Origin of the sequence: Micromonospora coriariae, assembly GCF_900091455.1 — a bacterium.
GTDB lineage: Bacteria > Actinomycetota > Actinomycetes > Mycobacteriales > Micromonosporaceae > Micromonospora > Micromonospora coriariae.
Genome location: NZ_LT607412.1, coordinates 3,854,141 through 3,877,387, shown reverse-complemented (window position 1 = coordinate 3,877,387; position 23,247 = coordinate 3,854,141). Strand labels below are relative to the sequence as shown.

General features: G+C 71.3%; 15 protein-coding genes and 1 pseudogene. 8 read left to right on the top strand and 8 right to left on the bottom strand.

Going from position 1 to position 23,247, the window contains the following annotated elements; genetic code table 11:
- Nucleotides 1-5 precede the first annotated feature (5 nt).
- The 4 genes from GA0070607_RS18150 to GA0070607_RS18135 all read left to right on the top strand — a co-directional run bounded on the left by GA0070607_RS18150 (nt 6) and on the right by GA0070607_RS18135 (nt 3,617).
- Entirely contained in the window at nt 6-935 is a 930-nt protein-coding gene (locus tag GA0070607_RS18150; RefSeq protein WP_089019267.1) for a hypothetical protein, read from the top strand.
- 192 nt (nt 936-1,127) lie between these two features.
- Nucleotides 1,128-2,789 carry a sodium:solute symporter family protein gene (locus GA0070607_RS18145; RefSeq protein WP_089021921.1) on the top strand — a complete coding sequence of 554 codons (1,662 nt, stop codon included), beginning with the start codon at nt 1,128-1,130 and terminating at the stop codon, nt 2,787-2,789.
- 15 nt (nt 2,790-2,804) lie between these two features.
- The gene (locus GA0070607_RS18140) at nt 2,805-3,113 is read left to right on the top strand and encodes a hypothetical protein (RefSeq protein WP_089019266.1); all 309 of its coding nucleotides are present in this window, start codon (nt 2,805-2,807) and stop codon (nt 3,111-3,113) included.
- A gap of 117 nt (nt 3,114-3,230) precedes the next feature.
- Nucleotides 3,231-3,617, top strand: a complete 387-nt coding sequence (locus GA0070607_RS18135) for a hypothetical protein (RefSeq protein WP_089019265.1) — start codon at nt 3,231-3,233, stop codon at nt 3,615-3,617.
- 119 nt (nt 3,618-3,736) lie between these two features.
- Here the strand turns inward: GA0070607_RS18135 and GA0070607_RS18130 are convergent, their stop codons facing one another.
- On the bottom strand, nt 3,737-5,515 hold the full coding sequence (locus GA0070607_RS18130) for a glycoside hydrolase family 6 protein (RefSeq protein WP_089019264.1): 1,779 nt from the start codon (nt 5,513-5,515) through the stop codon (nt 3,737-3,739).
- Between the two features lie 591 nt (nt 5,516-6,106).
- On the opposite strand from GA0070607_RS18130, the gene GA0070607_RS18125 reads away from it, so the two are divergent.
- On the top strand, nt 6,107-7,321 hold the full coding sequence (locus GA0070607_RS18125) for a putative sodium/potassium/calcium exchanger (RefSeq protein ID WP_089021920.1): 1,215 nt from the start codon (nt 6,107-6,109) through the stop codon (nt 7,319-7,321).
- Between the two features lies 1 nt (nt 7,322).
- Nucleotides 7,323-8,021, top strand: a complete 699-nt coding sequence (locus GA0070607_RS18120) for a class F sortase (RefSeq protein WP_089019263.1) — start codon at nt 7,323-7,325, stop codon at nt 8,019-8,021.
- A gap of 70 nt (nt 8,022-8,091) precedes the next feature.
- On the opposite strand, the gene GA0070607_RS18115 is transcribed toward GA0070607_RS18120, so the two are convergent.
- Nucleotides 8,092-13,173 carry an NAD-glutamate dehydrogenase gene (locus GA0070607_RS18115; RefSeq protein WP_089019262.1) on the bottom strand — a complete coding sequence of 1,694 codons (5,082 nt, stop codon included), beginning with the start codon at nt 13,171-13,173 and terminating at the stop codon, nt 8,092-8,094.
- Between the two features lie 289 nt (nt 13,174-13,462).
- Between GA0070607_RS18115 and GA0070607_RS18110 the strand changes: the two genes are divergently transcribed.
- On the top strand, nt 13,463-15,427 hold the full coding sequence (locus GA0070607_RS18110; RefSeq protein ID WP_089019261.1) for a penicillin-binding transpeptidase domain-containing protein: 1,965 nt from the start codon (nt 13,463-13,465) through the stop codon (nt 15,425-15,427).
- 299 nt (nt 15,428-15,726) lie between these two features.
- Here the strand turns inward: GA0070607_RS18110 and GA0070607_RS18105 are convergent.
- The 6 genes and pseudogenes from GA0070607_RS18105 to GA0070607_RS18080 form a co-directional block, all read right to left on the bottom strand.
- Nucleotides 15,727-16,794: pseudogene (locus GA0070607_RS18105) on the bottom strand (arginase family protein); the annotation flags it as partial.
- A gap of 66 nt (nt 16,795-16,860) precedes the next feature.
- A complete protein-coding gene (locus tag GA0070607_RS18100) occupies nt 16,861-17,784 on the bottom strand; it encodes a tetratricopeptide repeat protein (RefSeq protein WP_089019260.1) in 924 nt (307 codons plus the stop codon).
- A gap of 178 nt (nt 17,785-17,962) precedes the next feature.
- Nucleotides 17,963-19,651 (bottom strand): acyl-CoA mutase large subunit family protein, encoded by a 1,689-nt coding sequence (locus GA0070607_RS18095; protein WP_089019259.1) that lies wholly within the window; start codon nt 19,649-19,651, stop codon nt 17,963-17,965.
- Nucleotides 19,652-19,758: 107 nt separating this feature from the next.
- Nucleotides 19,759-20,169, bottom strand: coding sequence for an Asp23/Gls24 family envelope stress response protein (locus GA0070607_RS18090; RefSeq protein WP_089021919.1), 411 nt, complete (start codon nt 20,167-20,169; stop codon nt 19,759-19,761).
- Between the two features lie 192 nt (nt 20,170-20,361).
- A complete protein-coding gene (gene meaB / locus GA0070607_RS18085) occupies nt 20,362-21,366 on the bottom strand; it encodes a methylmalonyl Co-A mutase-associated GTPase MeaB (RefSeq protein ID WP_089019258.1) in 1,005 nt (334 codons plus the stop codon).
- A 55-nt stretch (nt 21,367-21,421) separates the two neighbouring features.
- Complete coding sequence (locus GA0070607_RS18080) at nt 21,422-22,621, bottom strand: acetyl-CoA C-acetyltransferase (RefSeq protein ID WP_089019257.1); 1,200 nt, start codon at nt 22,619-22,621, stop codon at nt 21,422-21,424.
- Nucleotides 22,622-22,683: 62 nt separating this feature from the next.
- On the opposite strand from GA0070607_RS18080, the gene mce reads away from it, so the two are divergent.
- Nucleotides 22,684-23,157, top strand: coding sequence for a methylmalonyl-CoA epimerase (mce, locus tag GA0070607_RS18075; RefSeq protein ID WP_089019256.1), 474 nt, complete (start codon nt 22,684-22,686; stop codon nt 23,155-23,157).
- The last annotated feature ends 90 nt before the right edge of the window (nt 23,158-23,247 follow it).

Genomic DNA, 23,247 nt, shown 5'->3' with positions numbered 1-23,247 from the left:
CACCGATGCGCCAGGAAGAGCAGCAGGTGAGCAACGACCATCCGGAGGCCGTCCGGTCCGGGCCCGTGCCGGTGCCGCCGGCCGGCGACCGGGCCGGTCGCGCGGACGTGCCCGAGGACGCGCTGGACGACCGGGGCACCTTCGACGACCCGTCCGCCGCCGACGACCGCACCGACGAGGGCGGGTTCCATGAGCCGGGGCCGCTGCCGACCACCTTCGGCGCCACCACGGTGGCCGATGCGGTGGCGGCGTCCGCGCTGGCCAGCCCGCGCCCGGAGGACCAGCCGGACCCCCGGGCCGAGCGAACCGCCCAGCCCGGCGACGGCGCCGAGGGCGGCGAGCGTGAGGGTCTGCGTGCCGACCCCACCGCCGAACTGCACCGCCGGGGCACCGATGCGGAGACCGACGACGCCCGGGCCGACGCGGACACGTCCACCCGGACCGTCGTCCCGCCGGGCAGCACGGACAACGGTCCCGAGCGGCGCAGTGATCTGACCCCGCCGGGCGGTGACCCGGACGCGGCCGCCTACGGCAGCGCCACGCCGGAGATGGTCGACCCGGACGCCGTCTCGCCGGACGCCGACCCGGTGCTCGCCGCCGGTGGCACCGGCACCTCGTTGGAGTCGGCCGGTACGTCGCGACCCGCCGGGTCGACCGTGGCGGCCGAGCCCGCCACCCTCCTCGACGCGGACGCGGCGCAGCGTTTCCGGGACCGCTGGCGGGACGTGCAGTTGCGCTTCGTGGACGATCCGCAGGCCGCGGCCGGCGAGGCGCAGTCGCTGGTGGAGGAGGCCATCCAGGCGCTCGCGTCGGCGCTGGCCGCGCAGAAGAACGCGCTGGGCGGATGGCAGGACGCCGGCTCGGCGGACACCGAGCAGCTGCGGATGGCGGTACGCCGCTACCGGGACTTCCTGGACCGCGTGCTGGGTCGCTGAGCGACACACCACGGGCACCCCGGCCAGCCGGCCGGGGTGCCCGCGTACGGCCGGGCGGTTCATCCGCACGCGTTCGCCGCGCCGGATCGCCCGAGGGGGCCGGAACACGGCGGGACACGACAGCAGGCGTGAAATCGCCCGTCCGGGGTAATAGGGCGCGCGCATCAAACGGGCGGATTAGGGGTGACGGTGATGGACGACGGCGGAGGTCTTCGGCTCGACATGAACGGCCTGGACTACCTCATCCTGGCCCTCTACTTCCTCACCGTCCTCGGGGTCGGCTTCGCCGCCCGCCGGGCGATCCGCACCAGCGTCGACTTCTTCCTCTCCGGCCGGTCCCTGCCGGCCTGGGTGACCGGGCTGGCCTTCGTCTCCGCGAACCTGGGCGCGCTGGAGATCATCGGGATGGCCGCGAACGGCGCCCAGTACGGCGCGATGACTGTCCACTACTACTGGATCGGCGCGGTGCCGGCGATGGTCTTCCTGGGCATCGTCATGATGCCCTTCTACTACGGATCCAAGGTCCGCAGCGTGCCGGAGTACCTGCGGCTGCGGTTCAACCGCCCCACCCACCTGCTGAACGCGCTCAGCTTCGCGGCCGCCCAGGTGCTGATCGCCGGGGTGAACCTGTACGCGCTGGCCCTGGTGATGCAGGCCCTGCTCGGCTGGCCGCTCTGGACCGCGATCGTGGTCGGCGCGGCCATCGTGCTGGCGTACATCACCATCGGCGGCCTGTCCGGGGCGATCTACAACGAGGTGCTCCAGTTCTTCGTCATCCTGGCCGGCCTCATCCCGGTCACCGTGATCGGCCTGGTGAAGGTGGGCGGGGTGTCCGGGCTGATGGACGCGGTCCGCGACTCCAAGCTCGGGGAGGCGGGCCTGCACGCCTGGCAGGACACCGGCACCACCAACAACCCGCTCGGCGCGCACTGGCTGGGCATCGTCTTCGGTCTCGGCTTCGTGCTCTCCTTCGGCTACTGGACGACGAACTTCGCCGAGGTGCAGCGGGCGCTGTCGGCGAAGAACATGAGCGCCGCCCGGCGTACGCCGATCATCGCCGCGTACCCGAAGCTGTTCATCCCCCTGGTCACCGTCATCCCCGGCCTGGTGGCCCTGGTGACGGTGAAGGGCCTCGGCGCGGAGAGCGGCGACCTGCAGTACAACAACGCGATCCCGCTGCTGATGCGCGACCTGCTCCCCAACGGCGTGCTCGGCGTGGCGGTCACCGGCCTGCTCGCCTCGTTCATGGCCGGCATGGCGGCCAACGTGAGCGGCTTCAACACCGTCTTCACCTACGACATCTGGCAGGCGTACGTCCGCCGCGACCGGTCGGACGAGTACTACCTCCGGATCGGCCGGTGGGCGACCGTCGCGGCCGTGGTGATCGGGATCGGCACCGCGTTCATCGCGGCCGGGTTCAGCAACATCATGAACTACATCCAGGCGCTCTTCTCCGTCTTCAACGCGCCGCTGTTCGCCACCTTCATCATCGGCATGTTCTGGAAGCGGATGAGCGCGCTGGCCGGCTTCTGGTCGCTGCTGCTGGGCACCCTGGTGTCGCTGAGCCTCTACCTGCTCTACAAGGGCGGCGTGGTCGACTTCAACTCCGACCTGGAGGAGAGCTTCTGGGGTGCCGGCCTCGCGTTCGTCACGGCGGTGGTGGTCGCCGCGATCATCACCCCGCTCACCGCACCCAAACGCGACGAGGAGCTGCGCGGGCTGGTCTACGGCATGGGCGGTGTCGACCTGAAGGGCGACGTGCTCGCCGGGGATGCCGCCTGGTACCGCTCCCCCGTGCTGCTGGGTGTGATCGCGGTCGTGCTGGCCGCCCTCTTCTACATCCCGGTCTTCTAGGAAAGGGGTCGGCAGATGGACAACCAAGGCCAGCCGGCACAGGACCCGCTGATCGACGAGACCCAGGCGGAGCAGCGCCGCTCCGCCGCCGCGCGACTGTTCGACATCCGCCGGGTGATCGGTGGGCTCTTCGTGGCGTACGGGGTCATCGTGACCTTGATCGGCGTCTTCGACAGCCGGGCCGAGATCGACAAGGCCGAGGGCGTCCGGATCAACCTGTGGGCCGGCCTGGTGATGCTCGCCTTCGGTCTGCTCATGCTGCTCTGGCAGTGGCTGCGCCCGGCCGAGCCGCCGGCCCCGAACGAGAAGGATCCCGGTAGCTGACGGGCAGCCCCGCGCGCCGGGTGGTCAGCGCGCGTCGGCCACCCGGGGGGCATGGGCGCGGCCCGAGGGGGTACGCGAGGGGGATCAGGCAACGTGTCGGACACAGGAGGCAGCACCATGACCGATCGCGACCGCCGACCGCCGCTGGAGGAGAGCCCGGAGATGGCCGCGGCGGCGGACGATGACAGCACCGTCCCGCAGCTGCGGACCGGGGGCGGCCCGGACCGGGACACCCCGGCCTTCGGTGAGCCCCGCACCCGGCCGGACGACCTCGCGCCTGGCACCGACGACCTGCTCGGCGACCCGTACGCTGCCGGCACCGGGGCGACCGGAACGGGCACCGGCGCCGGCGGGGACAACATCCGCACGGGCGCGGAACAGCCCTGGGAGCCGGAGGATCTGGTGATGGCCCGCGGGCAGGACCTCACCCCGGAGAACCTGGACAAGGCCCGCCACGACCTGGCCGAGCAGGGTCGGGCGGCGATCGAGCGCACAGTGCCCTGAGCAGGGCCCACGAGGGGGTCCCCGGTCCGACCGTCACGGTCGGACCGGGGACCCGGGGAACCTGCCGCCGGCAGTGCCTCACCTACCGCCCGCGGCGGGTGGGTGCGGGAGCGATCCGGTCAGAGCGCCGGGTACGCGTTGCGCATCAGCTCCTGGAACTGGGCGGAGAACCACGCGCCGGAGATCGGCGCGTCAGGCAGCGCTCCGGATGGGCTGTTGCCGTTGCGGGCGTTACCGCCGTACGTCGGGTCGCACATCCGGTCGAAGCCCTTGCCCTCGTTGTTCGGGATCTCCCGGCTGGAGCCGTCCGACTCGCCCGGGGGCTTCACCCAGACGTACGCGTCGATGCCCGGCTCCGGGTTGGACCGGGGCCGCTCGCCGAGGCCGGCGCCGGCCTGGTTGCACCAGTTGCCCAGGTGGAGCCTCCGGTCGATCCGACCGCCGTTGACGTATGTGTCCACGCTCGTCGTCGCGCCCGGTCCGGTGGGCCGGGCGGTGCCGCCCCAGCCGTTGCGGGAGGTGTCGATCAGCATGCCGATGCCGGAGTTGAAGCCGACCTGGACCAGCTTGTCGCGGAACGCCTGGGCGAAGGACAGTTCGTCGACGTAGAAGTTCCAGTCGACCCACTTGGACTGTCGCACCGAAGTGCCGTTCACCGAGTCGGTGATCTTGACGTACGGCTCGCGCAGCGCCGAGTAGTTCGCCGTGTTGACGATGAACCCGTGCACGTTGTTGACCGTGCTGCCGGACGCGACCGCGGCGGACTTCAGGATGTCGGCGGTCGGGCCGAAGTTGCTGTCCCAGCCGATCCAGCCGTGGTGCGCGGCGTCGATGTAGTTGTAGACGTTGCCGAGCGCGCCCAGCTTCGCCAGGGCGTAACCGACGCCGTTGACGTATGCGCCGTTGGCCTTGACCGTGTCGCACATGACCGTGCCGCCGGCCTGCCCGGAGGTGTTGGTCACCAGGTTGGGCAGCGAGTCGATCTCGATGATGTTGATGATCCGGATGTTCCGGTACTTCGGATCGCCCTGGATCGCGGCGATCGGGTCGATGTACTCGGCCTTGTACTTGGGCAGTTCGTCCGGGCCCAGCTCACCGTTGGAGGCGAGCGCGGCGCAGTCCCGGCCGGGCAGGTTGTAGATCACGAACTGGATGTAGCCGGCGCCCTGGCGCAGCGCCTCCTCCAGGTGGTCGCGCACACCGAAGGCGCCGTTGGAGCTGCTGTCCGGGGTGCCGTTGATGGCGGCGATCCGGTCCAGCCACACAGCGGTCGGGTTGTTGGAGACCCGGCTGCCGCCCGGCTCGGCGTCCGCCTTGGCCTTCCACTCGGGGTTCACGTACCCCCGGACCCCGGCGTACGGGTTGTCCACCTTGCTACCGGTGGGCGGCGGCGTGGTCGGCGGGGGTGTGGTCGGCGGAGGCGTGGTCGGGGGCGGGGTCGTCGGCGGGGGTGTGGTCGGCGGCGTGGTGCCACCGTTGCAGGTCACTCCGTTGAGGGTGAACGAGGTCGGCTTGGGGTTGCTGCCGCTCCACGCGCCGTTGAACCCGATGCTCGTCGACGCGCCGGTGGCGAGGCTGCCGTTGTAGGACAGGCTGCGCGCGGTGACCTGGCTGCCGGACTGGGTGAACTCGGCCGACCAGCCCTGCTGCACCCGCTGGCTGGAGTTCGGGAAGGTCCACCCAAGCGTCCAGCCGTTGATCGGGTCGCCGACGTTCTTGATTGTGATGCTCGCGGTGAAGCCACCGGGCCACTCGTTCGCCGAGTAGGCGATGTCGCACTGGGTCGCGGCCTGCGCCGCGGTGACGGGGATCGTCACCAACCCGCCGGCGACCAGGACGCCCGCGCCGGCGAGCGCGATTGCCCGGCGTGGGCCGGACAGCCTTCTCCACACATTCATGCCACTGATCTCCTTGGGCGAGACCGGGCTCGCGTACGGCCCGGCGAGACGGCCCGGTGGGCGTCCTGCACGGACGGCCGCCGGCGCCAACGGGATTCTTCGGGGGTGCCCGACCCGGACGGGCGGTGGTGGTGGTGAACGACCGGCAAGCGGTCGGTCGGCGGCGGGATGTCGTCCGGCGGACCGGTTGCCCTCGACTCCGCTGCCTGCGCGGTGGGGCTCCCCGAACCGCGTGCGCCGATTCTTGCATGGGAGCGCTTCCATGGCAATGGCTCGATGTATTCGGAGGCCCGACTCGGACGATACCTGCGAGACCGCGCGACCGGCACGAGCGGAACCGCGCCGCCGCTACCGGATGACGCGGCCGGGCCGACACGGCGGGCGCGGAACCCCTTCTCTCACCCACAACCCGATGTTGCGCTCCCACACCGCGTTCGGCGGGGAGAAAGCCGCGTAGCACCCCTTTACCGCTTACCAGCAGTAAAGGTCAAAACACGAATGTTTCCCTTCATAGTTCATGAAACGGTCTAACGTCGGTCTTAGCTCGGTTGTCGCCGGGCTCAGGACAACAGGGATGGAGTGACGCAGGTCATGGCTAAGAAGATGCTCGGGAAGGTCGTTGCGGGCGCCGCGCTCGGCGGTGCGGCGCTCTTGGTGTTCACGCCGGGGATCGCGTTCGCCGATGGGCACCACGACGGTGGCAAGGACCGTGACGGCAAGGTTCTCGCCAAGCCGCACGTCGTCAAGGCCGGCGAAGAGGTCAAGCTCCTCGAGATCTGCCCGGATCGCCAGGAGCACGCGTTCGTGTGGTCCAAGGTCACCGGCAAGGTGAAGCTCAAGCCGGTGCACGACGACAAGGGCGATTGGCGCGAGGAGGAGAACTCCTCCGGCCACGACGGCAAGGACGAGAACGGCAAGGACGAGAACGGCAAGGACGAGCACGGCAAGGACGACAAGGGCAAGGACCACAACGGCAAGGACGAGAACGGCAAGGACGAGCACGGCAAGGACGACAAGGGCAAGGACCACAACGGCAAGGACGAGAACGGCAAGGACGAGCACGGCAAGGACGACAAGGGCAAGGACGACAACAGCAAGGACGAGCACGGCAAGGACGAGAACGGCAAGGACTACGAGGGCAAGGACGAGAACGGCGGCCAGGGTGGCGGCGCCGCGGCCGACGCTCACGGCGACGAGGACAGCAAGGACTGGAAGGGCGAGGAGCACGGCCAGGAAGGCCGCGACTCCAAGGACGAGGACAAGAAGGACTGGGAGTCCAAGGACGAGGACAAGAAGGACTGGGACTCCAAGGGCCACGAGGAGTACGGCTCGGACGAGCGCGGCTCCGACGAGTACGGCTCGGACAAGGGCTCGGACTCCAAGGGCCACGACGAGTACGGCTCGGACGAGCGCGGCTCCGACGAGTACGGCTCGGACAAGGGCGGCTCCGACGAGTACGGCTCGGACAAGGGCTGGGAGTCCAAGGAGAACGGCCACGACGAGGGCGGCGACTACGGCAAGGACAGCCGGGACGAGGACCGCTGGGAGAACAAGCGGGACTTCGTCTACTACGGCGAGGCCAAGGTCGACAAGGACGCCCGCCCGGGTCGCTACGAGCTCAAGGGCTCGTGCGGCGAGGGTGAGCTCGTCGTGCTGCCCCACGGCGGGGTCGACGGTGGTGACGGTGGCGCGAGCACCGGCACCGACCGTGGCCTGGCCACCGGTGGGGCGAGCCTGCTCGGCGCTGCCGCGCTGGGCGGGATCGTGCTGATGCGTCGTCGGCGGACCGATGGTTCGCTCGTCTGACGTGACGACGACACGGGCCGGCGGCCGTCACGGGAAACCGTGGCGCGCCGCCGGCGCGGTCGTCGTCGTCACCCTGGCCATGATCGGTGCCGGCATGATCGGCGCCGCGCTGAAGACCACGCCACCTCCCCGCCCGCCGCAGCCGCTGGCCCAGGCCGGTCCCGAGGTCACCGGGCCGGCGGTCACCGGCACCGTCCCACCGGCCGACGGGGAGCCCGTCGACGGGGACGTTCCAACCGGACTGAAGCGTTCGGCCCCGACCAGCATCGAGATCCCCAAGATCGGCGTCAACGCGACGCTCATGTCGCTGGGCACCAACCCGGACGGCACAGTCCAGGTCCCCCCGCTGGAGCAGGCCGACCGGGCCGGCTGGTACGAACCGGGCCCGAGCCCCGGCGAAACCGGTAACGCTGTCATCGTCGGGCACGTGGACTCGGCGAAGCTCGGTCCGGCCGTCTTCTTCGACCTCGGCTCTCTCGTCCCCGGCGACACCATCACCGTGCGGCGGGCGGACAACCAACCGGTCGCCTTCAAGGTCGACTCGGTGAAGTCGTACCCGAAGACGTCCTTCCCCACCGAGCTGGTGTACGGGCCGAACGACCGGCCCGGCCTGCGGGTCGTGACCTGCGGCGGTCAGTTCGACCAGGCCGTCAAGAGCTACCCGGACAACGTGGTCGTCTTCGCCACCCTGGCGGAGTGACCGGCACCAGCGGAAGCGGTCCGGCCGATCGGGTCACCCCGATCGGCCGGACCGTGTCCGGCGTACCGACTCAGGCGGCGGCGGAGGTCCGCACCAGGGTGCGGATCTGGCGCAGCAGCACGGACAGGGCGGCGAGATCCGCCCGCGACTCGTCGAACTCCCCCATCGCCCGGCGTGCCCGGTGGATCGAGGTGGCGTTCGACTGCTCCCACTGCTGCACCCGCTCGTGCGGCGGCAGCTCATCCGGGGTGGAGTCGAGCACCTCCGCGGTGAGCGCGGCCAGCGCGGCGTACAGGTCGTAGCGCAGCGCCATCCGGGCCAGCGTCTGCCAGCGGTCCTCGCGCGGCAGCAGGGAGATCTTCGACAGCAGCGAGTCCACCCGGAACAGGTCGGAGAGCACGAAGTAGACCGAGGCCACCTCGCCCACGTCCCGACCGCTGCGGGTCGCGGTCTCCACCACGTCCAGCAGGCCGAAGCTGTACATCAGCCGGGTCGCCTGCTCGGCCAGTTCCCGGGGCAGCCCACGCTCGGTCATCGAGTCGATGTGCGCCGCGATGGACTGCCGCTCGCTGCCGTAGAACAGCTCCTCCAGGCCCGGCAGCAACCGGGCGACACCGTCCCGCAGGCGGGCGATCTCACCCGGTACGTCGATCGGCGAGCGCCGGTTGGACACCAGCCACCGCACCGCGCGGTCGAGCAGCCGCCGGGTGTCCAGGTAGACGCTGGTCTGCAGTTCCGGCGCGACCTTGTTGTCCAGCGCCTCGACCGCGTCCCACAGCTCACGCAGACCGAAGACCTCGCTGACCACCACATAGGCGCGGATCACGTCGGCGGCGCTGGCCGCGGTCTCCTCGACCACTCGGAAGACGAACGAGATGCCGCCCCGGTTGATCGCCTCGTTGACCAACACCGTGGTGACGATGTCCCGGCGCAGCCGGTGCCGGCCCATCCGGTCGGCGAACCGCTCCCGCATCGGGGTCGGGAAGTAGTTGACCAGAACATCGGTCGTCCACTCCTCGTCGGCCAGCCCCTCGGTGAGGATCTCCCGCTCCAGGACGATCTTCACGTAGGCGAGCAGCACCGCGAACTCCGGCGCGGTGAGCCCGGACTCGCTGCGGACCGCCAACTCCTCGTCCGGCGGCAGCGCCTCCAGCGACCGGTCCAACGCACCGGAGCGCTCCAGATCGTTGATCATCCGTCGGTGCACCGGGAGCAGCGAGGCGGCCTGGGCCTGGGCGTTGTTGATCGCCCGGGCCTGGTCGTAGTTGTCCCGCAGCACCAGCTCCGCGACCTCGTCGGTCATCTCGGCCAGCAGCTCGTCCCGGGCGGCCGTGGTCAGCTCCCCGTCGGCGACCGCGGTGTTCAGCAGGATCTTGATGTTCACCTCGTGGTCGGAGGTGTCCACGCCGGCCGCGTTGTCGATGAAGTCGGTGTAGATCCGGCCACCGGTCAACGCGTACTCGATCCGACCGAGCTGGGTCCAGCCCAGGTTGCCGCCCTCGCCGGCCACCCGGCAGCGCAGGCTGCGCCCGTCCACCCGGATCGCGTCGTTGGACTTGTCGCCCACCTCGGCGTTGGTCTGGCTGGACGCCTTGACGTACGTGCCGATGCCGCCATTCCAGAACAGGTCCACCGGCGCCGTCACAATCGCCTTCATCAGCTCCTGTGGCGAAATCTGCGTGACGTCGTCGTCCAGGCCGATCGCCGCCCGGACCTGAGGAGTGATCGGGATGGACTTGGCGGTACGCGAGAAGATGCCGCCACCGGCCGAGATCAGCTCGGGGTTGTAGTCCTCCCAGGACGACCGGGGCAGCTCGAACAGTCGCCTGCGCTCGGCGTACGAGGTGGCCGCGTCCGGATCGGGGTCCAGGAAGATGTGCCGGTGGTCGAAGGCGGCCACCAGCCGGATGTGCTCGGAGAGCAGCATCCCATTGCCGAACACGTCACCGGACATGTCGCCGACGCCCACCACCGTGAAGTCCTGGGCCTGGGTGTCCAGGCCAAGCTCACGGAAGTGCCGCTTGACCGACTCCCAGGCGCCCCGGGCGGTGATGCCCATCCTCTTGTGGTCGTAGCCCGCCGAACCGCCGGAGGCGAACGCGTCGCCCATCCAGAAGTTGTGGGCCTTGGAGATCTCGTTGGCGATGTCGGAGAACGTGGCGGTGCCCTTGTCCGCCGCCACGACCAGGTACGGGTCGTCGCCGTCGTGGCGGACCACGTCGACGGGCGGCACGATCTGCCCGCTGACGATGTTGTCCGTGACGTCCAGCATCGCGCCGACGAACTCCTGGTAGCAGGCAACCGCCTCGTCCCGGTCGCCCGGCTTCTGCTTGAGCACGAAGCCACCCTTGGCGCCCACCGGCACGATCACTGTGTTCTTCACCATCTGCGCCTTGACCAGGCCGAGCACCTCGGTGCGGAAGTCCTCCCGACGGTCGGACCAGCGCAGCCCGCCCCGGGCCACCGGCCCGAACCGCAGGTGCACGCCCTCGAACCGGGGCGAGTAGACGAAGATCTCGAACTTCGGCCGCGGGGCCGGCAGGTCCGGAATGGCCTGCGGATCGAGCTTGAAGGCCACGTACGCCTTCGGCCGCCCGCCGACCGGCTTCTGGTAGAAGCTGGTCCGCAGGGTCGCCTCGATCAGCGTCAGGTACGAGCGCAGGATCCGGTCCTGGTCGAGGCTGGCCACGTCGTCCAGCGCGGCCCGGATCGTCTCCACCAGCTCACCGCTGCGCTGCTGGCGCTGCTCCGTGCTGAGCTCACCCGGCGCGAACCGGGTCTCGAAGAGCTCCACCAGCAGCGCGGCGACCTTCGGGTACGCGATGAAGGTCTGCTCCATGTAGTCCTGCGAGAAGACCGTGCCGGCCTGCCGCAAGTACTTCGCGTACGCCCGCAGCACCACCACCTGTCGCCAGGTCAGCCCGCCGCGCAGCACCAGCTCGTTGAACCGGTCCACCTCGGCCTCGCCGCGCCAGGCCGCCGCGAACGCGTTCTCCACGTGCGGGCGCACCTCGGCCAGCTCCTGGTGCCCCTCGGGCAGCATGAGGCCGAAGTCGTACAGGTACACCCGGCCGTCGACCCGGTCCACCTCGTACGGGTGCTCGTCGACCACGCGGACGCCGAGCGAGTGCAGCACCGGCAGTACCGCGGAGAGCATCATCGGCTCGCCGTACCGGTAGACCTTGAACCGGACGTCCATCGCCTCGACCAGGTCGGCGCCCGGGACGCGGGTGCCGGGCCGGGGGGCGAGCTGCTTGCGGAACAGGTGCATCTCCAGCTGGCCGGGCTCCTCCAGCAGCTCCAGCTTGGCCAGGTCCTTCATCGCCTCGTACGGCGTGTGCCCGTCCTTGTAGCCCTCGGGGAACGCGTCGGCGTACCGGGCGAACAGGTGCTTGGCCTGCTCGTCGCCGAGCTTGCGCTCCAGCACCAGCCGGTAGTCGTCGTCCCAGAGCCGGGTCGCGTCGGCGAGCTCCTCGGCGAGCAGGTCGGCGTCGATCTCGCCAGGCGGCCGGGTCGGGTCGGTGCGGACGATGAAGTGGACCCGGGCCAGCATCGACTCGGTGACCCGGGTGGTGTAGTCCACCCCGACACCGTTCAGCTCGCGCAGCAGGATGTCCTGCATCCGTAGCCGGTTCTGTGTGGTGAACCGGTCCCGGGGCAGGTAGATCAGGCAGGAGATGAACCGCCCGTAGGCGTCCCGGCGCAGGAAGACCCGCAGCTGCCGGCGGCCGGCCATCCGCAGCACGCCGATCACGGCGTGGTACAGGTCGTCGGTCTTGATCTGGAACAGCTCGTCGCGCGGGTAGGTCTCCAGAATCTGGAGCAGATCCTTGCCGGAGTGGCTGCGCCGGCTCAGGCCGGAGCGGTCCAGGACCTCGGCCACCTTGCGGCGCACCACCGGCAGCTCCCGCACGCTGGTCCGGTACGCGGCGGTGGAGAACAGCCCCAGGAAGCGCCGCTCGCCGATCACCTCGCCGGCCTCGTTGAAGATCTTGAAGCCGATGTAGTCCAGGTACGCCGAGCGGTGCACGGTGGCCCGCGAGTTGGCCTTGGTGATGATGAGCAGGCGCTTCTCGAGCACCTTCTCGTGGGCCTCCGGCGTCATCGACGTCAGCGAACGGGCCTCCGGCGAATCCGACCGCAGGATGCCCAGACCGGTGCCGAGTACCGCCTCCAGCGCCTTGCCGTCGACCACGTCCGCGCCGTCCCCGCCGGGGGCGTCCACCAGCCGGTACTCCCGGTAGCCCAGGAAGGTGAAGTGGTCCTGGGCGAGCCAGCGCAGCAGCTCCACCGAGTCGGTGATGTCCTTCTCCGGCACCGGCGGACGGTTGTCGGAGGTACGCGCCGCGGCCAGGTCGTCGGCCAGAGCCAGGGCGCGCTGGCGCATCTTCGGCCAGTCCTCCACCGCCTCCCGCACGTCGGTGAGCACCCGCTGCAGCTCGCGGCGCAGCCGGTCCCGCTCGGCCGCGTCCCGGACCGGGTCGATCTCGACCCGCATCCAGCTCTCGATGATGTCGCCGGCGATCGCGTCGTCCGGCTCCACGTCCGCGGAGACCTCGGTGAGGCGGCCCAGCGGCTCGCGCCGGACCACGACGAGCGGGTGCACCAGCAGGTGCACGTCCAGGTGGTACGAGTTGAGCAGCGCGGTCACCGAGTCGACCAGGAACGGCATGTCGTCGGTGACGATCTCGACAACCGTGTGGTGCTGGTCCGCGTGCGGCTCGTGGATCCGCAGCTTCAGCTCCCCGGGCACCCGCTGCTGGGCGAGGTCCCGGTGCGCCCGGGCCGCGTCGAGCATCTCCTCCGCCGTGAAGCCGACCAGCTCCTCGTCCGGGGCGAACCGCCAGAAGCGTCCGACCAGGGTCGCCGCGTCGTGGTCGTCCCCTGCGAGTGCGACAGCCTGCGCCACCAGGCGCTCCGCGTTGGGCACCGGTTCATCGAGCTCGGCGTCCTCCACGTCGTCGGCCAACGCCTCGGTCGGCAGGCCCAGATCGTAGATGGTGTCGATGCTCGACCCGGTCAGCCCGGTCACTCCCGTGTCGAGCCGGCCGTAGCCGTCCCCGTCGGTCGCCGAATCGAAGCTGTCGTCGTCCCGGCCGGAGTCATCCTGCCGGAGGTCGGGTTCCGGTTTGATCGCCGGACGCCGGTCCATCGGTGCCACTCCCCTCGACCCACCGCGTTGTGGGTCACTCTGCCGCCCAGCCTAGGCCTACCGCTCTGCACCTTCGTCGGTGGACCACTGGCCGGACGTCCGGATCGGGACTCTGTCCTTTCACCCGTTGCGGGTCCGAGGTTGGCCGGTTGCGGGATACCCCGCCACGCGATGTTCATCACACCGGCGCGGGCCGTCTTTCCGCACGTCGGGCGGCACCATGGGACGCTCGGGACAGCGGTGGCGTACTACCGTGCAGGGGCATTCCGAGATCGGAAGGACCTGCTCCATGCCCCTGTCGTACCCCCGGCTCCACCGACCGAACCACCGGCGGCGAGTCGCCGCCCTCGCCGCGGCCCTGCTCACCGCCGGTCTCCTGGCCGCCTGCTCAGGTGACGACGGGCCGGAGCGCAGCGTCGACGCCTTCCTCGCGGGCTGGCGCAGCGGCGACCTCCAGGCGGTCGGCGTGGTCGACACGACCGGCGCCAAACTGCCGTCGGCCGAGGTGGCGCGCGAGATCAAGGAGCTCTCCGGTGAGCTGGCGGCCACCCCGCCCACGCTGACCCGCCAGGGCGATCCGAAGATCACGGCCGACACCGCGACCGCGAGCGTCCGGGTGGAGTGGCAGCTTCCCGGTCAGGTCCGCTGGGCGTACGACCGGGAGGTGCGGCTCACCCAGGGCGACGACGACCAGTGGCAGGTGATCTGGGAGCCCCGGGTGGTGCACGAGCAGCTCACCAAGGGTGACCGGCTGGCGCTGCGCCGTGACACCGCCCCCCGGGCGGGGGTGCTGGACGGCGCCGGGCAACCGATCGTGACACCTCGCCCGGTGGTCCGGGTGGGTGTGCAGCCGAGTGAGGTCACCGACGTCAAGAAGCTGGTCAAGGACCTCGACGCGGCCTTCAGGGCGATCCGTCCGGCGCTGGTCCCCGCAGTCGACCTGTCCGATCTGCCCGACCGTATCGCCAAGGCCGAGCCGAATGCCCTCGTCGAGGTGGTGACCCTGCGCCAGGAGGCGTACCGGCAGATCAAGCCCCGGATCTACGACCTGCCCGGCACCAAGTTCCCGACCGACAAGCTCGACCTGGCGCCGACCCGGGAGTTCGCGCGGGCACTACTCGGATCGGTCGACCCGGCGCAGGCCGACGACCTCGCCGCGCACCCCGACCGCTACGTCGCCGGTGACCTGGTCGGGCACGGAGGGCTCCAGGGTCGCTACGACGAGCGGCTGCGCGGCGGTCCGGGGCTGACCGTGCTGATCGAGCGTCCCGCCGAGGACGGCAAGCTTGAATCCACCGGCACCGAGCTGTTCCGCCGGGAGCCGCAGCCCGGGCAGACGTTGAAGACCACCCTGGACGTGGCCACCCAGAACGCGGCCGACGGGGCGCTGCGCGCCGAGCCCCACCGGTCGGCCCTGGTGGCGGTGCGGGTCAGCGACGGCGCGGTGCTCGCCGCGGCCAACGGGCCCGGGCCGGCCGGTGAGAACCTGGCCTTCACCGCCCAGGTGCCGCCGGGCTCGACGTTCAAGATGGTCAGCGCGTTGGGCCTGCTGGATCGCGGAGCGGTCACGCTGGACGGGCCGGTGGCATGCCCGAAGACCTTCACCGTCGACGGCCGGTCCTTCAAGAACTCGGACAACTTCGAGCTCGGCTCGGTGCCGTTCCGCACCGACTTCGCCAAGTCCTGCAACACGGCGTTCGCCTCGCTGGCACCGAAGCTCGGCGGCGACGGGCTGGCCGCCGCCGGCCGCTCGCTGGGCCTGGAGGGGCAGTGGGACATCGGCACGGACGCGTTCACCGGCAAGGTGTCGACGGGCGGCAGCCTCGCCGAGCAGGCCGCCGCCTCATTCGGGCAGGGCACCACGCTGGTCAGCCCGCTGGCGATGGCGGGCGCCACCGCCGCTGTCGCCCGGGGCGCCTTCATCCAGCCGAAGCTGCTGATCGACCCGGCGCCGGCCAGGTCGGCCGCAACCGACGGACCGCTCAAGCCGCAGTCGATCGAGCCGCTGCGCACGATGATGCGCGAGGTGGTCACCGCCGGCACCGGCAGCGCGCTCAAGGACGTCCCGCGCGGCCAGGTGTACGGCAAGACCGGCACCGCCGAGTACGACGACAACCCGGCCCACACGCACGCCTGGTTCGTCGGCTGGCAGGGTGACGTCGCGTTCGCCGTCTTCGTGGAGAAGGGCGGCGCCAGCGGCGCGTCCGCCGTACCGATCGCCGAGCGTTTCCTGCGCGCCCTCCCGGCCCGCTGACCCACCGGGCGTTGGTCTGACCACCGGCCGCCCCTGGTGGGAGCGGCCGGTGGTCAGGCCGTGTCGGCGCTGGGGTCCGAGGCGGTCGGCGAGGGTCGCCGCAGCAGACCCGGGCCGGCCGACGCGGGCGGGCCGACCGGTTCTCGCTCGACCGGAGCCGCGACGTGCGCGACGTGCTCCCGGTCCGTTCGGCCGTCGCGGCCCGGACCATCGCCCGGCGGCTCCGCTTGCACCGGCACGAGTGCGCCCAGCGGCTCCGACTCGGCCGGCGCCAGGTCGTCGAGGGGCGACCGCCCCCCAGCGGGGCGGACGCCGGAGGGTTCGGCTTCGGCCGCGTCACCGGGGGCGGGTCGAGGGCCGTCGAGCCGCCCGGGGCCGGCCCCGAGTCGGCCATTGCCGCGGCGCGGCGTGGGTGCCGGCCGGGCCGACAGCAACCGGGGCGGCACCGCCTCGGGGGCGGTCACCGGGGCCAGCCCGGCCACCACGGTGTTGACGATCTCGGCCGCGTAGGAGCCGTCCGGGTCGTAGTCGGGGTCGAAGACGGTCAGCTCGACGCCGAGGCAGTGCGGGGTGTCGACCAGGCCGGCGAGCAGGATCTCCAGCTCGGCGAAGGCGATCCCGCCCGGGTCCGGCGCGTCCACGGCGGGCATCACCGCCGGGTCGAGCACGTCCACGTCGATGTGCACCCAGTAGCCCGCGCAGTCGGCGAGCTGTTCGTGCGCCCACTGGGCCGTCCGGGCGGCGCCCTCGGCGCGCAGCGCCGGCACCGGCCGGGTGACGATCCCGGCCGCCTGGAGGTCGAGCCGGTATTCGTCCTGCGCCCGGATGCCGAGCACCACCACGTCGATGTCACGGAAGTAGGGTCGGCGCCCCTCCAGCGCGGCCAGGTCGGCCTGCCCCCGCCCGGTGACCAGGGCCAGGTCCTCGCCGGCCGCCGCGCCCACGTAGGAGGCGTTGCCGGGATGCCGGAAGTCGGAGTGCCCGTCCACGAAGACCAGCCCGATCCGCCCGCCGACCGCCTCGCCGAGACGGTGCATGGCCAGCGCCGAGCCGAGCAGAACGGAGCAGTCGCCGCCCAGCACCACCGGGAACTCCCCCCGGTCGATGATGGAGCCGATCCGCTCGGCGAGCGCCAACGAGTAGTCGGCGATCTCCCGGGCGTGGCACACCCCGTCGCCGGGCCGCCAGTCACCCGGGTCGTACCGGGGTGGGGTGAGGCAGCCGGCGTCGCGGGCCCGCAGTCGGGCCAGCAGGTCGTGGTCGCGCAGCGCACCGGGCGCCTTCGCGCAGCCCGGGACCGAGGTGGACGTCGGCGGCCGCAGACCGAGGTTTGTCGGCGCGTCGAGGACGGCGATCCGGCGCATCATGAGCTCCCGTCCTCGTTGGTCGGGCGGGCCGGCCGGAACGCCGGCCCGCGCTGGCGTGCTACGAACTCAGAACAGGGCGCTGGCCAGGGCCCGGCGTGCCGAGGCGACCGCCGGATCATCCGGGCCGGCGATGGTGAACAGCGAGACCAGGTGCTGGCGTACCGTCTCGCGGTCCTCGCCGGCGGTGCGCCGGACGAGGCTGACGAGCCGGGCGTACGCCTGGTCGGCCAGGCCGCTGAGCACCTCGATGTCGGCGGCGAGCAGCTGGGCCGCCACGTCGTCGGGGGCGCTCTCGGCGGCGGCCAGCGCGGTCGCGGGGTCGGCGCCGGCCACCCGGCGGGCCACCCCGACCTGGGCCAGGCCCGCCTCGGCGGCGGCGTCCGCCGGGCTGTCCGCCAGGATCTTGCGGTACGCCCGCTCGGCGGCGTCCAGATCGCCGCTCATCAGGGCGTCGTCAGCCTCGTCGAGGCGGGGGTCCTCCGGCTCGGCGACGGCCACGCCGCCGGCCTTGAGCACGGCCTGGATCCACTGGCGCAGCTGCGCCTCCGGCACCACGCCGGAGAAGGCGTCGATCGGCTGGCCGCCGACGACCGCGTAGACCATGGGGATGCCCTGGACCCGGAACATCTGGGCGATCCGGGGGTTTTCCTGCACGTCGACCCGTGCCAGCACCCACGTGCCACCGCTCTCGGCGGCCAGCCGCTCCAGCACCGGGGCGAACTCGTCGCTCTCCGGGAAGCCGGCCGCGCCGAAGAAGACGATGACGGGCATGGCCATCGACCGCTCGAGCACGTCGGCCTGGATGGTCGCCTCGGTGACGTCGACGATGGCGGCGTTACCGCCGGCGGTGGGTGCGCCGGGAGCGCCGGCGGACGGGGCGCCCTGCGGGGGTGTGCCGGGGCGGGTACTGGCTGGTGCGGGGCCGCGCAGCGTGCTGAGGTCGACCGCGCCGCGGGTGAAGATCGACGAGGTGATCCGTGGGTCGCTCATGGTTACCTAGTCTCGCACGTGAGCCCGCGATCTCCCCTCACCCGCAACTGGGACGTTGCAACTCTCACCCGCACCGGCCCAACCCCCGTGATCATGCACTTTCTGCCCCGGAGACGCGGCATCTGCGGCATCTGCCGGGGCAGCACGTGCACGATCGACGGGGGTTTGGCGGGGTGCGTCAGAAGCGCGCGGGTTCGCGGTAGGTGCCCCATTCCGCGCGGAGGGCGTCGCAGATCTCGCCGAGGGTGGCTTCGGCGCGGACGGCGTCGAGCATGGCGGGGATCATGTTCTGGTCGGTACGACTGACGTCGACCATCCGGGCGATCGCCGCGCGGACGGCGGACTCGTCCCGTCCGCTCCTGCGCTCGGCTAGCACCCGGCGCTGCTCCAGCTCCACCTCGTGCGAGATGCGCAGGATCTCCAGCTCCTTGGCGACCGTGCCGGTGTGGCAGTTGACGCCGACGATCTTCTTGTCGCCCTTTTCGAGGGCCTGCTGGTAGACGAAGGCCGACTCGGCGATGTGCCCGGTGAACCAGCCGTCCTCGATGCCGCGCAGGATGCCGGAGGTCATCGGGCCGATCTGGTGCGGGCCCTCCCCACCGAGCTGCCGGATCCGGGCGAAGATCTCCTCCGCCTCGGCCTCGATCTTGTCGGTGAGCGCCTCCACGTACCAGGAGCCGCCGAGCGGGTCGGCCACGTTGACCACGCCGGTCTCCTCCATCAGCACCTGCTGGGTACGCAGGGCGATCTCGGCCGACTCGTCGGTGGGCAGCGCAAGGGTCTCGTCCAGCGCGTTGGTGTGCAGCGAGTTCGTCCCGCCGAGCACCGCGGCCAGCGCCTCGACGGCGGTGCGTACGACGTTGTTGACCGGCTGCTGGGCGGTCAGCGACACGCCGGCGGTCTGCGTGTGGAACCGCAGCCAGAGGGCCTTTTCGCTGGTCGCTCCGTAGACGTCGCGCAGCCACCGGGCCCAGATCCGCCGGGCGGCGCGGAACTTGGCGATCTCCTCGAAGAAGTCGAGGTGCGAGTCGAAGAAGAAGCTGAGACCCGGCGCGAAGACGTTGACGTCCAGCCCGCGGCTCAAGCCCAGCTCCACGTAGCCGAAACCGTCGGCCAGGGTGTACGCCAGCTCCTGCGCGGCTGTCGAGCCGGCCTCGCGGATGTGGTAGCCGGAGACCGACAGCGGCTTGTAGCGCGGGATCTCCTGGGCGCAGTACTCCATCAGGTCGCCGATCAGGCGCAGGTGCGGCTCCGGGTCGAAGAGCCACTCCTTCTGCGCGATGTACTCCTTGAAGATGTCGGTCTGCAGCGTGCCATCCAGCTTGGACAGATCCGCGCCCTGCCGCTCGGCGGCGACCAGGTACATGCAGAACACCGGCACGGCCGGGCCGGAGATGGTCATCGAGGTGGTGACGCCGGCCAGGTCGATGCCGTCGAAGAGCGCCTCCATGTCGGTGGCGGTGTCGATGGCGACGCCGCAGTGGCCGACCTCGCCGAGCGCCTGCGGGTCGTCGGAGTCGCGGCCCATCAGGGTCGGCATGTCGAACGCGACCGAGAGGCCACCGCCGCCGGCGCCGAGGATCATCTTGTAGCGCTCGTTGGTCTGCTGGGCGTTGCCGAAGCCGGCGAACTGCCGGATCGTCCAGGTCCGCCCGCGGTAGCCGGTCGGATGCAGGCCCCGGGTGTACGGGTACTCGCCCGGCCAGCCGATCCGCTCGAACCCCGGGTAGGCGGCACCCTCCGGCGGCCCGTAGACCGGGTCGACCGGCATCCCGGAGAGCGTGGTGAAGTCCGCGTCCCGCTTGCGCGCGGAGTCGTACCGGGCCTGCCAGCGTGCCCGTCCGGCGGCGATCTCGTCGGCGTCCATGCGCAGGGCTCCTCCTCGGTCCTCGACTGCACGTCGAGTGTAGAGCCCTTGCCTGAACGATCGCTAAGTCACGTCGTACTGACGGGTAACCTGAGCTGCGCCGACGATCAGACGGCTGGCGTCGCCGGCCCGCCCATCGCCACGTCGTCGACGCGGATGTTGACCTCGTCCACCCGCAGCCCGTACGCCTCGACCGCCTCGGTGACCCGGGCCCGCACCTGGCCGGTGATCTCCGGAACCGGCTGGCCGGCCTGGATGACCAGCACCAGGTTGACCACTGCGGCGTCCCCGGTCACGTGCGCCGAGCAGCCCCGCCGGGCGTCGCCCACCTGGTCCAGCCCGACCCGGTCGAGGACGGAGTTGAAGAACCGGGCGACGTCCCCGCCCAGCTCGGCCACCCCGGGCACCGCGCGGGCCGCCGCGACGGCGATCTTCTCGACCACCTCGTCGGAGACCTGCGTCGACCCGCCGGCCACCGACGGCACAGTGGTCAGCTCCCGCGTCGCCTCGTCGCTCACGTCCCGCTCCCCGCTCTCATCCACGCTGCCGTCCTCCGGCCGCACGCGAACCACCCCGCGCGTCCGCGAGCCTACTGCCTCGTCGATCTAGGGACTATCGTCGCTTGTGGAGATCCACTCACGACGATGCGCCCTAGATCGACGAGGCGGGGTGCGGCGGCGCGCGGCGCGGCGCGGCGCGGGGGGGGCGGGTTAGCGGGCGACCTGGGCGAGCAGGGCGTCCGCTGCCGCGTACGGGTCGAGGGCGCCTTCGGCGACCTTCGCGGCCAGCGTCTGCAGTTCGGTGCCGTCGCGTAGGGAGCCGATGCGGGCGCGGAGCACGCCGAGCGCGATGGCCTCGATCTCGGCGGCGGCCCGCGCCTCCTGGCGGCGGCGCAGCTCCCCGTGCTCGACCAGCCAGCCACGGTGCTTGTCGATCGCGGCGGCGATGTCGTCGATGCCCTCACCACGGGCGGCGACCGAACGGACCACCTGCGGCCGCCACATCCCCGGGCCGCGCTCACCGAGCGCGATCATGCCCTGGATGTCGCGGACGGTGGCGTCGGCGCCGTCCCGGTCGGCCTTGTTGACCACGAACACGTCGGCGATCTCCAGGATGCCGGCCTTGACCGCCTGGATCGCGTCACCCATGCCGGGAGCGAGCAGCACCAGCGTGGTGTCGGCCAGCGAGGCGACCTCCACCTCGGCCTGCCCGACGCCGACGGTCTCCACCAGCACCACGTCGCAGCCGGCGCCCTCCAGCACCCGGACCGCCTGCGGCGTCGCCGCAGCCAGTCCACCGAGGTGCCCGCGGCTGGACATGGACCGGATGTAGACGCCCGGGTCGGTGGCGTGGTCCTGCATCCGCACCCGGTCACCGAGGATCGCCCCGCCGGTGAACGGGCTGGACGGGTCGACCGCCAGCACGCCGACCCGGTGCCCCCGCGCCCGCAGCGCGCGGACCAGCTCGTTCGTGGTGGTCGACTTACCCACCCCGGGCGAGCCGGTCAGCCCCACCACCTGGGCCTGACCGGCGTACGGCGCGAGGGCGGCGGCGATCTCCGGCAGCAGCTCGTCGCCGTTCTCCACCAGCGTGATCAGGCGGGCCACCGCGCGGGGGTCACCCGCGCGGGCCCGCTCGACCAGCAGGGGCACGTCCCGACTCCGGCGCACCGCTGGCGCGCCGGCCGCCGGAACGTGCTCGACCGCTTCGCTCACTGTGTCATCTTCGTTCACGACTGCGGGGCTCGCAGAACCGGCTCGCTTGTCGCGCTCACTGGTTGGCCGCTGCATTCCCCGGGACATGGATGATCAGGGCGTCCCCCTGGCCGCCGCCGCCGCAGAGCGCCGCCGCACCGGTGCCGCCGCCACGCCGCTTCAACTCCAGCGCGAGGGTGAGCACCAGCCGGGCACCGGACATGCCGATCGGGTGCCCCAGCGCGATCGCGCCGCCGTTGACGTTCACCTTGTCCGGGCTGATGCCCAGGTCACGGGTGGACTGGATGCCGACCTGGGCGAACGCCTCGTTGATCTCGATGAGGTCCAGGTCCTCGACGCTCAGGCCGCCCTTCTTCAGGGCGTGGTTGATCGCGTTGGACGGCTGCGAGTGCAGGGAGTTGTCCGGGCCCGCCACGTTGCCGTGCGCGCCGATCTCGGCCAGCCAGGTCAGCCCCAGCTCCTTGGCCTTCGCCATGCTCATCACGACCACCGCGGCGGCGCCGTCGGAGATCGGCGAGGAGCTGCCGGCGGTGATGGTGCCGTCCTTGCTGAACGCCGGACGCAGCTTGGCCAGCGACTCGACGGTGGTGTCCGGGCGGATGCCCTCGTCCTCGCTGATCACCAGCGGGTCGCCCTTGCGCTGCGGAATCACCACGGGGGTGATCTCGTCCGCGAAGTGGCCGTTCTTCTGGGCGGCGGCGGCCCGCTGGTGGCTGGCCGCGGCGAAGGCGTCCTGCTCCTCGCGGGAGATGCCGTGCTTCGTGCCGAGCCGCTCGGTGGACTCGCCCATCGAGCAGCAGTCCCAGGCGTCGCTGAGCCCGTCGTGCGCCATGTGGTCCTTGACCACTACGTCGCCGTACTTGTAACCGGAGCGCTGGCCGAGCAGCAGGTGGGGGGCGTTGGTCATCGACTCCATGCCACCGGCCACCACGATGTCGAACTCGCCGGCCCGGATGAGCTGGTCGGCCAGGGCGATCGCGTCCAGGCCGGAGAGGCAGACCTTGTTGATGGTCAGCGCCGGCACGGACATCGGCACGCCGGCCTCGACCGCCGCCTGCCGGGCCGGGATCTGGCCGGCGCCGGCCTGCAGCACCTGCCCCATGATCACGTACTGGACCTGGTCCGGGCTGACGCCGGCGCGCTCCAGCGCCGCCTTGATCGCGATCCCGCCGAGCTTCGTGGCGGGAAGGTCCTTGAGGTTGCCCAGCAGCCGCCCCATCGGGGTCCGCGCGCCGCTGACGATCACCGAAGCCATGCCTGCCTCCGAGGGGGGTGCCGAGCTGTACGCCTTAACGATTGTTCGGCCAGACTAGCGCCATGGCTGAGAACTCCCCCGCCGAGCCCGGTGCGGACTACGTCACAGACATCGGGCTTCGCAAGATTGACCACGTCGGGATCGCCGTGGCCGACCTGGACGCCGCGATCGACTTCTACCAGCGGACGTTCGGGATGCGCTGCGTGCACACCGAGACCAACGCTGAGCAGGGCGTCCGGGAAGCGATGCTGGCCGTCGGGCCGACCGCCGAGGGCGGCTGCGTGCAGTTGCTCGCCCCGCTCACCCCGGAGTCGACGATCGCCAAGTTCCTGGACCGCAACGGGCCGGGCGTGCAGCAGGTCGCGTACACCGTGGTGGACATCGACGCGGCCTGCGCCGCGCTGCGGGCGCGCGGGATGCGGCTGCTCTACGACACACCACGGCGCGGCACCGCGGACTCCCGGATCAACTTCGTGCACCCCAAGGACGCCGGCGGCGTCCTGGTCGAACTCGTCGAGCCCGCCACCACCCACTGACCGTGCAAGGAAGGGACCCTTTCTATCGCCTCGTGTATAGGAAGGGTCCCTTCCTAACGCCGCTTCGGCGGGCGCGGCCGAGGTGCGCGA